Origin of the sequence: Pedobacter africanus (assembly GCF_900176535.1) — a bacterium.
Lineage (GTDB): Bacteria > Bacteroidota > Bacteroidia > Sphingobacteriales > Sphingobacteriaceae > Pedobacter > Pedobacter africanus.
This window is the reverse complement of the sequence record NZ_FWXT01000001.1, coordinates 3,320,218-3,334,012: the sequence shown is the minus strand read 5'-3', so window position 1 is coordinate 3,334,012 and position 13,795 is coordinate 3,320,218. Positions and strand designations below refer to the sequence as shown.

Sequence of the window (13,795 nt, the reverse complement as noted above, 5' to 3'; positions counted from 1 at the left end):
AACACACACAAACATACACATATGAAATCAATTGGACCTGTCAGACTCCTGACACTCATTAGCCTGATATTGCTCCTGCTGGCCCTGGCCCAAGTCCAGGCCCGGGCGCAGGATCAGCTGGCAAAGAAGGTAAGCATCACGCTCAAAGACGAGCCCTTAAAAACTGCCCTGGATAAGATCACCAGGGTAAGCGGGGTAAAATTCACTTATAACGAACAGATCGCGCTCAGTAAGATCAGGATCAGTGTTAGTGCCAGGGATAAGCCGCTGGCGGCTGTGCTTGAGGCCGCATTTATGAACGAGGCCCTCCGGTTCAGTGCCTTAGACAAAGAGGTTTTTATACGATTAGATCCTGCTAAGGAAAAAAAGCCGGTGGCCGACCCGGCGGCCAATCCGGGACAAAATCAGGAAAAACATACTTTAAGTGGTACTATTAAATCTACAGCTACGGGAGAAACCCTGATTGCAGCCACCATACGGATAAGCGGTACGAAATACGCCACATTCAGCAACGAATATGGTTTTTATTCCATCACCCTGCCTAAAGGGAATTATGCCATCGAAGCAAAGGCCGTAGGTTCAAAAAGCCATAAAGTACAAGTAGAGCTGGATAAAAACCTGGTTTTGAATATCGCACTTGACGACGACCTGAATGAGCTTGAAACGGTAACCATAAGTGCCAATGCGGGCAAAAGAAATATTGAGAACCCGCAGATGGGAATGGAACGACTGAGCATCAGCGAAACAAAAAATGTACCCGTTCTGCTTGGTGAACGTGATGTGATCAAAACATTGCAGCTTTTACCGGGCGTAAAAACTTCAGGGGAAGGAAGCGGAGGTTTTTTTGTACGGGGCGGTAGTGCAGACCAGAACATGATCTTGCTGGATGAAGCCCCGGTGTATAACGCCACACACCTGCTCGGGTTCTTTTCGACCTTTAACTCTGACGCCATAAAAAATGTAACGCTTTATAAAAGCGGAATGCCGGCGCAATATGGCGGCGGGTTGTCCTCTGTGCTGGATGTTAAGATGAACGAGGGCAATAACCAGAAATTTGGTGTAAGCGGGGGTATTGGTCTTATCGCTGCCCGGGTAAATGCAGAAGGGCCCATCCAGAAAGATAAATCCTCTTTCCTGATTTCGGCCAGAAGAACCTATGCCGATATGTTCCTGAAACTTTCGGGCGATTCGGCAACTAAAAATACCCAGCTTTATTTTTATGACCTTAACCTAAAGGCCAATTATTACCTCGGGGAAAAAGACCGCCTGTTCATTTCGGGCTATTTTGGAAAAGATGTGCTGAGGAGTGATAACCTGTCAGGGATCAACTGGGGCAATGCTACCTCTACCCTGCGCTGGAACCATATTTTCAGCAGCAAGCTGTTTTCGAATACCTCGCTGATCTTTAGCAATTTCAATTATAAGATCCAGTCGAATGGAGACGAAAGTTCGGTAAGGCTATTCTCACAGATCAGGGATTGGAACTTTAAGGAAGACCTCCAATGGTATGCCAACGACAAAAATACCCTTAGTTTTGGTTTCAACTCCATTTTTCATACCATTAAGCCCGGAGAAGTTCAGGCCAATGGGGATTCTGGCTTTATCTCGCAGAAGCTTCAGGACAGGTATTCCCTTGAAAATGCAGTTTACATCAGCAATACCTGGAAAGCCAGTCCTGTACTTAGTTTCACCTACGGTTTGCGTGTTTCGGCCTTTAGTATCCTTGGGAAAGGCGATTACTATACTTTAGATACGGAAGGCAAAGTGACGGGCGCTACAAGTTATAAGCCAGGGGAGCTGGTAAAGACCTATGTTAACCTGGAACCCAGGTTCGCAGCAGCTTTGCAGTTAAATGAATCGAGCTCCATTAAGGCTTCCTACGTAAGGAATGCCCAGAACCTGCACCTGATTTCCAACGCTAACTCCTCCTCTCCAACAGACAGGTGGGTGGCCAGCACCAATATCATTAAGCCTGAACTGAGTGACCAGGTGTCTTTAGGCTATTACAAAAACCTTGGCGGCAATGCTTATGAACTTACTGTGGAAACCTATTACAAGACGCTTCAAAATCAGATAGATTACCGTAACGGGGCCGACATTTACACCAACCAGCCCATTGAAACACAATTGCTTTATGGTAAAGGAAGGGCATACGGAGCAGAATTTCTGATTAAAAAGAAAACAGGGAAATTAACCGGATGGCTGGCTTATACCCTGTCAAAAACGGAAAGGCAGATCGATGGCATCAATAATAACAACTGGTACAACGCCAGGCAGGACAGAACGCATGATATTTCTATCGTAAGCATGTACCAGCTCAGTAAAAAGTGGTCGCTATCGGCCAATTGGGTATTTGCCACCGGCAATGCGGTAACTTTTCCAAACGGAAAATACAAGATGCTGGGACATAGCTATTTCTTTTTCTCGGAACGCAATGCCGACCGCATGCCAAGTTACCATCGCTTGGATATAGGGGCCACAAAGCTGCTGAAACAAACCAAAAAATTCTCATCGGAACTTAATTTCAGTCTGTACAATGCCTATGGCCGTGAAAATGCCTACCGCATTACCTTTAAAGATAAAGAAACAGACCCCAACAGAACGGAAGCCATCCGAACAACCCTTTTCAGGTTCGTTCCGTCAATTTCGTATAATTTTAAATTTTAACACTATGAAAACAGTAGTTCGTTTTATAATTTTGGCATCAATTTCAATGCTCTGGTCTTGCGAAAAAGCTATTGATCTTAAACTGAAGGACAATGAATCACCAAAATATGTAATTGAAGGAACAGTTACCAACCAGCCAAATGGCGCTAAGGTTGCAATTAGTGAAACCAAGAACTTTGGCGATGACAACCAGTTTAACGGGATAAGCGGGGCTAGTGTAAAAATTGAAAATAACGGCAATACATTTATGTTAACAGAAACGTCAAAAGGTATTTATGAAAGTACGGCAGTTACGGGGACACCCGGACAAACCTATCGCCTTAGCGTTAACATTAAGGGAGAGGTTTTTACAGCCTCCAGTACCATGCCTGCTGTTGTTGAGTTCCTGGATTTTACACTTAAGCCGAATGACGTTGATACGACCAGGGCAACACCCAGGGTAAAATTTAAGGATCCTGTAGCGCCCGGAAACAGGTACTGGTTTCAGCAATACATCAATGATCAGCTGCAAATCGGCTATAAAGTCCTTAATGATGAATATACTCCGGGACAGGAAGTTAATGAGTACCTTGTATTTGAGAACAGAACAAAAAACCGGGCGCTTAACCTGAAAAAAGGCGATAGGTTAACCGCGGAGATGCATTGTATTGATGAGCCGGTTTTTACCTATCTGTTTAGCCTGTTTGGTGCTAACGGAAGCGATAATGGTGCTGCACCTACCAACCCGCTGAGTAACATCAGTGGTGGTGCGCTGGGATTTTTCAGTGCCCATACCTCTGCACGTAAAACAATAACAATACCTTAATAAATAAAAAAATGATTGAATTGGATAAAAGTATAACTGTTGGCGCATTATTTGGCTTCGTCATACTGCTTACCTTATTCGAGATGTATTTTAGTTACGTTCATGACAGGAAACACTATCATGGGCGTGACACCCTCACCAATGTTTACCTTATGGCAGCCGCATTTGTCATCAATGTAGCCACCAAAGCGGGAACATTTATGCTGCTGGATTACGTTTACAGCCATTACAGCCTGTTCCATATTTCTAATGTTTACCTCTATTGGCTTGTACTGATCCTGGCGCAGGACCTGCTGTACTGGCTGCTGCATTATACCGGCCATTATGTACGCTTTTTCTGGGCCATGCATGTTACCCATCACTCCTCCCCTTATTTTAACCTTACTACCGGATTTCGCTCTACAGTTTTTGAGCCGCTATACCGGGTATTCTTTTACCTGCCGCTTGCCTTTATGGGCTTTAGTGCATTCGACATCCTGTTTGCTTACCTGGTCACACAAATTTATGGCAACCTGGTACATACCCAAACCATAGGTAAACTGCACCCAATATTTGAGTATATTTTTGTAACCCCTTCTCACCATAGGGTACACCATGCCAGCAACCTGCGTTATCTTGACAAAAACATGGGGATGGTACTGATCTTGTGGGACCGGATGTTCGGTACTTTTCAGGAAGAAGTACCTGAAGAAGACATCGTATACGGACTTACCAAACAACCCGAAGATACGGGCGCCGTGAACATCATCTTCCATGAGTTCAGGGCTTTAATTGCTGATGCCAGGAAAGCCCCTGACTTTAAAGACAAGCTGAAATATTTTCTTTATCCTCCGGGCTGGAGCCATGATGGCAGCACACAAACGGCTAAAGTAATGCAGCGGGAGCTGGAAAAAGTACGCAGAACAGCTTAGTCATTCGCCGGATTGTGGGCTTTGATGTGGTTGCTTTGGGGCGGCAAGGGCACAAAATCCGTTTCACCAGGTACCGGTTTAAACGATTGTTCCAGCCACATCTTTTTCGCCTCTTCTATCCTTTCAGCAGTAGAAGCCACAAAATTCCAGTAAATGATACGCCCCTCCGGAAAGGGCTCGCCCCCAAAAATGTAGATGGTACTATTTTCCTGCATGTCGAATTCACAAAGTTTACTGTCTTTAGCCACCAAAAGCTGTTTAGGCCCAAAGGTATTTCCTTCACTTTCTACTGCTCCTTCTAAAATGTAGAGGGCACTTTCACCAAAAAGGTCTTTCCCTATTTTTATGGTTTGGCGACTGCTGGTCTTAAGCTCCAGAAAATAAAGGGGACTGTAAACAGGAACTTCCGATTTTCTTCCGAAAACTTCTCCGGCAATAAGTTTTATATTTACACCTTGCTCTGTCCACTCCGGCAAGCCTTTTCCCTCAACATGGAAAAACTCAGGCTCCATCTGCTCCAGGTGTTTCGGCAGAGCCACCCAGATCTGCAATCCATGCATCATTTTATCCGAATTGCGAAGGTACTGCGGTGTCCGTTCAGAATGTACGATCCCCTTTCCGGCGGTCATCCAGTTTACTTGTCCGGGTTTGATTTCAACCTCAGTACCCAGGCTGTCGCGGTGCATAACGCTGCCTTCAAATAGGTAGGTGAGGGTAGAAAGCCCGATATGCGGGTGCGGTGGCACATCCATATTTTCCTTATCGCTCATACACACAGGCCCCATATGGTCTATAAAGGCAAAAGGGCCTACCATTCTCTTTTCCCGAAAAGGCAGGAGCCGCCCTACCATAAAACTGCCTATACTTGCAGGTCGTTCTTCGATAATCAGGTTGATATTTGACATAAAATCTTAACTAAACCCTAATATACTACAAAAAAGGCAATTTCTAGAACAGCTGCCCAAGTGCGTTGACCTGCTTTAACCTGAAGTAAAGGTCCATTTCAAAATGCTGAAGGCCTGGCTTCACATTCAAGGCCTTAACTTCCAGCTTACCGAATGTTTTGATGTAAGTTTCAACTAGAGGAAACTGTTCTTGCTCCCTGATTTTGCTGAAATCGGCTTCGAGGTAAAAAAAATAAGGCGTTTGAATTTTCAAACCTGAAAAAGCCGCATTTTCATTGGTGCTGAGCAGGAACGCCGATGGGCGGTGTTTGGTGTAAACCGGGTAAAGTGGAAACAACTGCGGGTCTACTTTAGCGCCATTCAAAATGCCTTGGCTTACCAGCTGGTGCATTAAGCCGGTCGGCCTTGCGCTCAACATGCTGTTTATTCCGGGCACCCGGACTATACGCGGCCTGGTTACGGCTACCTTTTCAAAATTATCGTTATACTCGTATGTGATCAGGGTATCTGCATGGTTTACCGGCTTGCTTAGTTCTGCATCAAAATACCCATTGCTGTATTTCAATAAACTATCGGGATAAATTGTATGCGTCTTAACCTGAACGGGTGCAAGCTGCTGCGATACTACAGGTTTTGCATCAAGCCACAACTTAAGCACGGCATCTTTGTCGAAAACACGATGGGTAAATACTTTTCCCTGAACCTGGAGCCCTTTAAAATTAAAATCACCCTGCATATGAAAGTGCCCAGCTTTAAACTGCCCTGTTCCCGTGTATTCTTCAAATACATAAGCCAGGTGTGCTGTTAAAGCTTTTAGTTTTTTTATCCTCGGGTCGGTTTCCGGAAGGAAGTTTCCTCCATTAATGAGTTCTTCAAGGATTTCCTGAACATTTTCTTTTTTCAGGGAATAAGCAGCAGCAAATGTCTGATCATTAAAAGCAACGGTCAGCCGTCCGTTTGCTGAACTGCCCAGGATGTATTTACCTGTATTTTTAAATCTGGTTATTCCCAGTGTCTTTTTGAGGAACACCCGCAGCTCAGCGGTATCCGCAACCGGCAGGCTGCAGAAATATGTTTGTACAGACCTGGAATAAACAGTATAGATAAAAACATTGGCCGGAATATCCAAACCTGTTTTCCGCTTAGGCCGCTTGCTACCTTTATAATGAGATGAATTTAACAGGTAATCTGCGGCAAGCGTACGATAAAGCCGATCTGCATCAACTTTGATAATGAGGGCCGCATCAGCATGGATGCGATGCCGGTAAGAAGTATACTGGCGTAAGGACAGATAACCATAAACAAAGGCAAGCAGCAGTAAGATAACTGCCGCCAGCATGGCTATGATGCGTTTAAGCTTATTTCTGCGCGTCTTCAATAATAGAGAACAGGTATTTTAAAGCATTAGGTTGATCTGCAGGAATATCCATGCTCAGCTGTCCGGACAACACATTCCCCTTAAGTGGTTCTGATTTCAGGTAAATATCGCCCATACTTTTCAATACCCGGTTAACCTTATCCAGCTTTTTGCCCAATTCTTCTGCCGGAATTTTTCCGGACAGCTTCTTCGCGCTGAAATAGGCGGAGTAATTACTGCTCAGCAAAGCTTTTTTATGCCTGGCAGAAACCTTTGCGACATACCTGTTGGCAGCAATATTATCCATTTCAGCTTTACTGGTGCCAAAGAAAATGATGCCATCTTTAATGGCAAAGTAAAGCCCCAGCGGGCTTTTAGGAATGCTGAGCTCATAATACCCCGCTCCCTTTTTTACCAGTTCCTTTTTTACACCGTAGGCAATGAGTTTATCAATTAAACGAGTGTCTTCGGATGAGACCATGAGCAAAAAATCGGGTAAAGTTTCTTTTTTTGTTTTCATGACCTCTTTGCTCTCGAAGTTATCCTCGTTGTATTCGTAAGATTTATAACTGACTTCGCTTTGGGATAAGCCGTTAAAGATAAACAAGGCATCCCCCTTTACCACTTTAGCAACCGCAGCCTCATCCAGCAAAAGGGAAAGCAGGTCTGTAGCCATTCCCACTTCATCAGCGTATACCGAACCATATAACTTCGACATCAGCTTAGGATATTCTTCCAGATAGGCTTTGGTATCCAATGCGTACCCCATATACCCGATCATACGCTCTTCGTTTACGTATTTCAAAAAGCGCTTGTTCAATTTGCGCTGATGCACTCTTTTAAAAACGGCTGCAATTTCATTGCTGAAGGTCATGCTTGTAGCCAGTCGGATCGATTTGTCTTCCAGGTAAACCCTGGCATTTGCACTACCATAGCCATTCAGAAAGTTCATTCCCTTGAGATAAGTAAGGGCAGGCATATAAGCATTGAACAGCTTATCGGCACCGGAAATCCAGATGGTTGCTTCAGCGTTCGGATCCAGGCTCCCCATAAAATCAGCATTATCCAGTATAGATGCTTTGTTCGTGCCCGCAAAAAAATCGTTTACCATATTTTGTATCCAGCCGGCAACAATGGTTTTCTTTAGCTGCTCATCTCCATAACCAAAATCTGATGCAAGGCCAGCTGAGTCGGCAGCAACCACTTCCTCCTGCTCCTCAACCGCTACAATTACGGAATCGGTAGCAACAGCATCTTCAACAGCCACAGCTGCTGAATCTGTCAGTACCTCTTCTGCCGGGCTAATGGCCGTTAAACCAAAACGCCCGATTACGTCGGGGCGCAGGAAATATTCCTTTTTAGCACTTCCTGCTACAAAAAGAAAGGTATCGGCATTCCAGTGCGCTACTTCGGTAGAATCGGAATTATAATAAGACCTTAGGCCATTTTTTACACTGAATTTTTGGTTTGCCTGCTGATAAAGCGCATCAACCTGGGCAAGGTCCTTAACCGGTGCAAGGAAACAGTTATAAGTTACACTGTCGTTACTCCTGTTGTAATAATAAAATGAAGAACTGAGGTTAAAGCCAATATCTTCGATGGTTACAAAAGCTTTGTCAGACTTTTTTGAAAGTTTGGAAAGGATCTCTTTTCCGATAAAAGTATGGTTAAACTCATTTAAGGACATGAGCGCTGTTAAATTCTTACCCTTAATTGTAGCTACGGCAAGCGCATCCGAGGGTATTTTACGCACCAGGTCCTGGGCAGCAGCATCAAAGGTGAGACTGGTTAGAAATAAAGCAATTAAGCATTTGTAAAGGGAATTCATAGATAGAGTATAATTTAAATGGTAATGTTACTTTGTAAGCACAATGCTGTTAGACAGGTCGGTTTTGCCATTGATCAAACCAAGAACACCTGTATTGAGCATGACTGCTTTTTTAGACTTAGATACCTTGGCAAGAGGATTGTTACTGGAAACGATAGGCTGCTCAAAGCGGTAAATACTGGTATAAGTAGCATCCTTAAACACTTTTTTGACTTCCGGTTTCAGCCTGTTGTACTGCACAACCGCATCTTTGGCGTGCTGATAACTCCGTTGAAAAACCTGATTTTTAGCGTTATAGATGTAAGAAGAATTGCTAACCCCTTTAACCTTCAATTTTTTAAGCACATCCTGGTTCACATTGTTGATGTTCGCGATATCTTTAAATGCAAAAGAGACACTTACAATATAGTTCTCAAAATCGACTTTCTTCTGTACATTGCTGATGCCGGGCGACCGCTTTAAATAAGCGACAACCTCATCCAGTTCTTTCTGGATTTTTTGTTTAGAAGGCACCTTATAGCCCTGAATGCTGTCCATCAGCATTACAGAAGCCACCTTTGTTTTGCTGGCGCTAAGGTTTAAGGTTAAATTAACTGTTCCTGTTCCGGCTTTGGTAAGGTTAATTTCTTCTATAACCTGGAAGCAGGAAGAAAAACAAAGTAAAATAAATATAGAGAGCAGGTATTTATACTTTGAAGGCATTATGCTGGTGTTTTTTATAGGTGCGCGGCAAAGATATCATTTTACCTGCAAGGCTTTATGTTTTTCATCAACACCGTTTACTTTTTTAATGATATCCGTATTGTCTTCATAGATTAAAAAATGTCTGACACAAAAAAACAGGGATATCCGGATTAAAAAGAACTTGGGACGCAATTGAAATTATTTTTCTCTCATTTGTTTTAACTTAGCCCTTAAATAATGTCAATCTGATGAAAAAAAAGACTTTTCTTTTAGCACTGTTTACAATATTGATTTTCAGCACAGCATCATATGCCCAAAAAAGGCCAAACGTAATTGTTGTACTTACCGATGATATGGGCTATGGCGACCTGGCCTGCTATGGCAATCCCCTATTTAACACCCCCTTTCTGGATAACATGGCTGCCAAGGGTGTGCTGGCCACCAATTTTGTAACCACCTCGCCTACTTGTTCCCCATCAAGAGTATCGACCCTAACCGGACGCTATTGCAGCCGCTCCAAAATGCCGCGCGTCATTGGACCAGGCGACAAAACTGCCATTCCCGACGAGGAGGTGACCATTGCCGAGATGCTGAAAACCTCGGCCTATCGTACCGCCTGCATCGGTAAATGGCATATTGGCGACTATGGTACAGGATTGCCCAATAAACAGGGTTTCGATCTGTTTTATGGCATGCTGTACAGCCATGATTTCAGGGCGCCCTATGTAAAAACGGATACAGTCATCAAAATATTCAGGAACCAGAAACCAGAAATCTACCGCCCAAATGATACCATCCTTACCAAGGCCTATACCACTGAGGCCATAAAGTTTGTGAAAGAATCAGGAGCAAAAAAACAGCCCTTTTTCCTCTACCTGGCCTATAACATGCCCCACCTGCCCGTGGCCACTGCGGTAAGAAAAGACAGCAAAAAATCAGCCGGCGGCGAACTGGGCAGTGTAATAGAAGAAATGGACACCGAAATGGCCAGGCTATGGAAAACCCTGGAAGAAAACGGAGAGGCAGACAACACCATTTTTATATTTACGAGCGACAACGGCCCATGGCTGAATGCGCCGCAGCGCATGTACGATGACGGGGTAACCAAACCTTACCATGTGGGCACGGCAGGGATATTCAGGGGCTCCAAGGCAACTTCTTACGAAGGTGGGCACCGCGTTCCCTTTATTGTTTACTACAAAAACCATACAGCCGCACAAGTAGTACGAACGCCTGTATCCAATCTCGATATTTTGCCAACCCTTGCCGAATGGACGCACACAGCATTGCCCAAGCGCATACTGGATGGAGAATCTGTCGTTACGCTTTTGTCGCAAAGAAATTATAAGGTGCCGCATAAGCCCATCTATTATTTTAACTACAAGCTGGAAGGCGTAAAAGACGGGGATTGGAAGCTGAGGATCAGCGGGCAAAATGACCAGGTGCTTAAAGAAATGTTTAACCTCAGCTGGGACCCTACAGAGCGGTACAATTTGTATGATGATCCTAAATATACCAAAGAACAACAACACCTGATGGCTTTATTTGAGAACTATCCGGATAAGTAGAGATTTAACCAAATTCAAAATACTTCCGAACAAATTTGAAAGGTCACTGCTTCATGCACTCCTATCTTTATTCTTAACAAAGAATAAAAAATCAGACTATGAACAAGACCTTAGGCATCCTCCTGGCTTTTGCCTTTAACAGCTTAACTGGCTTTGCACAACATGCAGCAGTTGGCAAAGCAAGCTTTGATCCCATTAACCTGGTCTATCCCGGATTGGAGAAAGTGAGCAAACTGGTAACAGCTGGTAAATACGATGATGCGGCCAAAGCACTGCTGGCCTATTATCAGAAAAAAAGCAAATCCAGGGAGCCGGATTTCAGCAACTCCGAAAAACCTGCCGACCTGCACCAGCCTATTAATAAGGTGACTCAGGAAATGGCCGATAAAGCCTTGCTTCACCAGTTTCAACCACACAAAGGCTATGGCTATTTTGATTATGGCAAAGACATCAACTGGCAGATGTGGCCGGTTAAAGACAATGAGGTACGCTGGCAACTGCACCGCGTAAAATGGTGGCAGCCGATGGCGCTGGTCTACCATGCAACCGGCGATGAAAAGTATGCAAAAGAATGGGTGTACCAGTATAGCGACTGGGCCAGAAAAAATCCCCTGGGCTTATCGGCCGACAATGACAGGTTTGTATGGCGTCCTTTAGAAGTATCAGACAGGGTGCAGAGTCTTCCCCCTACCTTTGATTTATTTGTGAATTCGCCCGCTTTTACCCCTGCTTTTTTGATGGAGTTCCTGAAAAGCTACCACCAGCAGGCCGATTATTTACCCGCCAATTATGCAGATAAAGGTAACCACCGTTTATTTGAAGCACAGCGTGTTTTGTTTGCCGGCGTATCTTTTCCCGAATTTAAGGATTCCCCAAAATGGAGAGAAAGCGGCATACAAGTACTAACCACAGAGATCAAAAAACAGGTTTACCCTGATGGAATGCAGTTCGAACTTTCGCCAATTTACCATGTCGCCGCAATCGATATATTCCTTAAAGCTTACCGCTCTGCACAGCGTGTAAACCTGGAAAAAGAATTTCCGAAATCCTATGTACAAACTGTGGAAAGTATGATCATGGCGGTGATCAGTATTTCACTGCCAGACTACAACACGCCTATGTTCGGCGATTCCTGGTTAACCGAAAAAGATTTCAGGATGAAACAATTTGCTGCCTGGTCTAAAGTTTTTCCTGCAAATGAAGCCATCCGGTATTTTGCTACCGATGGCAAACAAGGCAAGGCCCCGGCCTTTTTATCCCATGCGCTGAGCAATGCGGGCTTTTATACTTTCAGGACCGGATGGGATAAAAATGCAACCGTTATGGTGTTAAAAGCCAGTCCTCCTGGAGAATTCCATGCCCAGCCCGACAACGGGACTTTTGAGCTTTTCATAAAGGGCCGGAACTTTACCCCGGATGCCGGTGTATTTGTATACAGTGGCGACCAGGCCATCATGAAGCAGCGGAACTGGTACCGCCAGACCCGCATCCACAGCACACTTACCCTGGACAACCAGAATATGGTGATCACCAAAGCCCGGCAAAACAAATGGGAAACCAGTGCCAATCTGGATATGCTTAGCTATACCAATCCAAGCTATCCCGATCTGGAACATCAGCGCAGTGTGCTTTTCATCAATAAAAAGTACTTTTTGGTCATTGACAAAGCCATAGGCAAAGCTACCGGAACGCTGGGCGTACACTGGCAGCTGAAGGAAGACAGTAAAGCTGTTTTCGACAAAGCAAAAAACAGGGTTTACACCAGTTACAAAGATGGGAACAACCTGCTGATCCAATCGCTGAACACCGATAACATCAGCCTCAAAGAAGAAGAGGGTAAAGTATCTTATTTTTATAACAAGGAACTGTCTCGCCCTGCATTTGCATTTGAAAAGCTCAAGAATAATGCCGCGAGCCAGGAGTTTGTCAGTATTGTTTATCCTTTCGAGGGAGAAAAGGCACCTGAGATCCGGATCGTACCCAACAAGGGCAACGATTTCGGGAAAGGGTTCATTGACCTTAGCCTTATCATTAACGGGAAACAGCAGCAGGTTAAGGCAACGCTTTACTAAGCCGCTGTTCCCCGGCCAATCATTCCTAACCTAAAAAACCAAATATGAAAACACAAATCATGAAAGTTGGCGGCTTTGCCGCAATTGCTGTATTGCTACTGGGCACTGCCTGCAGTAAGAAAACAGGCTTAACCAATGAAGAGGGGGCTGAAAAAAACAAAGTGGAAACCCTTTCCAACGTCCAGGGCCTTACCGCCAATGGCGATACCATCCTGAACGTGAACTACGAAAACGGGCAGCTGAATTCCGGCATAACAGGCGTAAGAGGTACCGTGGCCCCGGGTGCTGATGCCGCCTATACTGTTCCTGGCGACAGCAGCACCTACGCCATTGCCCATAAGGTTACCCTGGGCAATCCTGATTATTATTCGGCTGAAGCCTATCGCAGTGAATCGGATGCCCTGGAACACCAGCCTTCTTTATTTTTCCCGGGAATGGAAAGGAGATATGAGTTTAGTGTATACCTGAAAGACTGGGAGCAATGGAATTCGGCAAACCCGCCCTATGGAGACAACATTTTTCAACTAAAAGTAACAGGTGGTGATCCGGTTCCGGTAAGGCTACTAACCAAGCGCAACGCGATTGTAGCCAGGTACGATGCCAGCGGCAATGGTACAGTAATCTCTGATTTCAGGCCACAGATCAACAAATGGATTCATTTCCGGATAGATGTAAAATGGACACTGGACAATACCGGCTACTTTAAAATTTACACCCGCTACAGTAATGAGCAAAGCTATACCCTAAGGCTGCAGAACCTGAATGCCAGGACATTTACCGGTACACAGCTGGCCAACGGGCAAAAAGGTTACATCAAATGGGGTGTATACCGCGAAGCCGGAAAAGACGCCAATGGTAACGTCATTACCAGCGACAATGTCCTTACCCGCATTGCTTATCATGACAACGTCAGGATTATAGCCCTTCCGCTTTAACAATTGATCATATTATTTTAAAACAAAAAAGCCTTTCAGTACTCCTGAAAGGCTTTTTGCAAT

Annotated in this window: 10 protein-coding genes; 6 read left to right on the top strand and 4 right to left on the bottom strand. The window is 44.6% G+C overall.

What is annotated here, in order from left to right; translation table 11 throughout:
* Window positions 1-21: 21 nt before the first annotated feature.
* The 3 genes from B9A91_RS13895 to B9A91_RS13885 are packed head-to-tail and all read left to right on the top strand — an operon-like array spanning window position 22 to window position 4,383.
* Window positions 22-2,667 carry a TonB-dependent receptor gene (locus tag B9A91_RS13895; protein ID WP_084239421.1) on the top strand — a complete coding sequence of 882 codons (2,646 nt, stop codon included), beginning with the start codon at window positions 22-24 and terminating at the stop codon, window positions 2,665-2,667.
* Window positions 2,668-2,671: 4 nt separating this feature from the next.
* The gene (locus B9A91_RS13890; protein WP_159451699.1) at window positions 2,672-3,472 is read left to right on the top strand and encodes a DUF4249 family protein; all 801 of its coding nucleotides are present in this window, start codon (window positions 2,672-2,674) and stop codon (window positions 3,470-3,472) included.
* Window positions 3,473-3,483: 11 nt separating this feature from the next.
* Window positions 3,484-4,383: a sterol desaturase family protein gene (locus tag B9A91_RS13885; RefSeq protein ID WP_084239419.1), complete on the top strand. Its 900-nt coding sequence runs from the start codon at window positions 3,484-3,486 to the stop codon at window positions 4,381-4,383.
* On the opposite strand, the gene B9A91_RS13880 is transcribed toward B9A91_RS13885, so the two are convergent.
* From B9A91_RS13880 to B9A91_RS13865, 4 genes are read right to left on the bottom strand one after another with little or no spacing between them, the layout of a single operon-like run.
* Window positions 4,380-5,288 (bottom strand): pirin family protein, encoded by a 909-nt coding sequence (locus tag B9A91_RS13880; protein ID WP_084239418.1) that lies wholly within the window; start codon window positions 5,286-5,288, stop codon window positions 4,380-4,382. The genes B9A91_RS13885 and B9A91_RS13880 overlap by 4 nt on opposite strands.
* Window positions 5,289-5,331: 43 nt before the next feature.
* Window positions 5,332-6,666: a hypothetical protein gene (locus B9A91_RS13875; RefSeq protein WP_084239417.1), complete on the bottom strand. Its 1,335-nt coding sequence runs from the start codon at window positions 6,664-6,666 to the stop codon at window positions 5,332-5,334.
* Window positions 6,647-8,473 (bottom strand): hypothetical protein, encoded by a 1,827-nt coding sequence (locus B9A91_RS13870; RefSeq protein WP_084239416.1) that lies wholly within the window; start codon window positions 8,471-8,473, stop codon window positions 6,647-6,649. The genes B9A91_RS13875 and B9A91_RS13870 overlap by 20 nt, the downstream gene beginning before the upstream one ends.
* Window positions 8,474-8,500: 27 nt before the next feature.
* The gene (locus tag B9A91_RS13865) at window positions 8,501-9,175 is read right to left on the bottom strand and encodes a hypothetical protein (protein ID WP_084239415.1); all 675 of its coding nucleotides are present in this window, start codon (window positions 9,173-9,175) and stop codon (window positions 8,501-8,503) included.
* Between the two features lie 230 nt (window positions 9,176-9,405).
* On the opposite strand from B9A91_RS13865, the gene B9A91_RS13860 reads away from it, so the two are divergent.
* The 3 genes from B9A91_RS13860 (at window position 9,406) to B9A91_RS13850 (ending at window position 13,732) form a co-directional block, all read left to right on the top strand.
* Complete coding sequence (locus B9A91_RS13860) at window positions 9,406-10,725, top strand: sulfatase-like hydrolase/transferase (protein ID WP_084239414.1); 1,320 nt, start codon at window positions 9,406-9,408, stop codon at window positions 10,723-10,725.
* Window positions 10,726-10,823: 98 nt separating this feature from the next.
* Window positions 10,824-12,797, top strand: coding sequence for a heparin-sulfate lyase HepC (gene hepC / locus B9A91_RS13855; RefSeq protein ID WP_084239413.1), 1,974 nt, complete (start codon window positions 10,824-10,826; stop codon window positions 12,795-12,797).
* A gap of 44 nt (window positions 12,798-12,841) precedes the next feature.
* Entirely contained in the window at window positions 12,842-13,732 is an 891-nt protein-coding gene (locus B9A91_RS13850) for a heparin lyase I family protein (RefSeq protein WP_144008922.1), read from the top strand.
* The last annotated feature ends 63 nt before the right edge of the window (window positions 13,733-13,795 follow it).

Excerpts from the sequence above, each read along its gene's own strand:
- B9A91_RS13895 (WP_084239421.1), top strand. The coding sequence starts at position 22 with ATGAAATCAATTGGACCTGTCAGACTCCTGACACTCATTAGCCTGATA.
- B9A91_RS13890 (WP_159451699.1), top strand. The coding sequence starts at position 2,672 with ATGAAAACAGTAGTTCGTTTTATAATTTTGGCATCAATTTCAATGCTC.
- B9A91_RS13885 (WP_084239419.1), top strand. The coding sequence starts at position 3,484 with ATGATTGAATTGGATAAAAGTATAACTGTTGGCGCATTATTTGGCTTC.
- B9A91_RS13880 (WP_084239418.1), bottom strand. The coding sequence starts at position 5,288 with ATGTCAAATATCAACCTGATTATCGAAGAACGACCTGCAAGTATAGGC.
- B9A91_RS13870 (WP_084239416.1), bottom strand. The coding sequence starts at position 8,473 with ATGAATTCCCTTTACAAATGCTTAATTGCTTTATTTCTAACCAGTCTC.
- B9A91_RS13865 (WP_084239415.1), bottom strand. The coding sequence starts at position 9,175 with ATGCCTTCAAAGTATAAATACCTGCTCTCTATATTTATTTTACTTTGT.
- B9A91_RS13860 (WP_084239414.1), top strand. The coding sequence starts at position 9,406 with ATGAAAAAAAAGACTTTTCTTTTAGCACTGTTTACAATATTGATTTTC.
- hepC (WP_084239413.1), top strand. The coding sequence starts at position 10,824 with ATGAACAAGACCTTAGGCATCCTCCTGGCTTTTGCCTTTAACAGCTTA.
- B9A91_RS13850 (WP_144008922.1), top strand. The coding sequence starts at position 12,842 with ATGAAAACACAAATCATGAAAGTTGGCGGCTTTGCCGCAATTGCTGTA.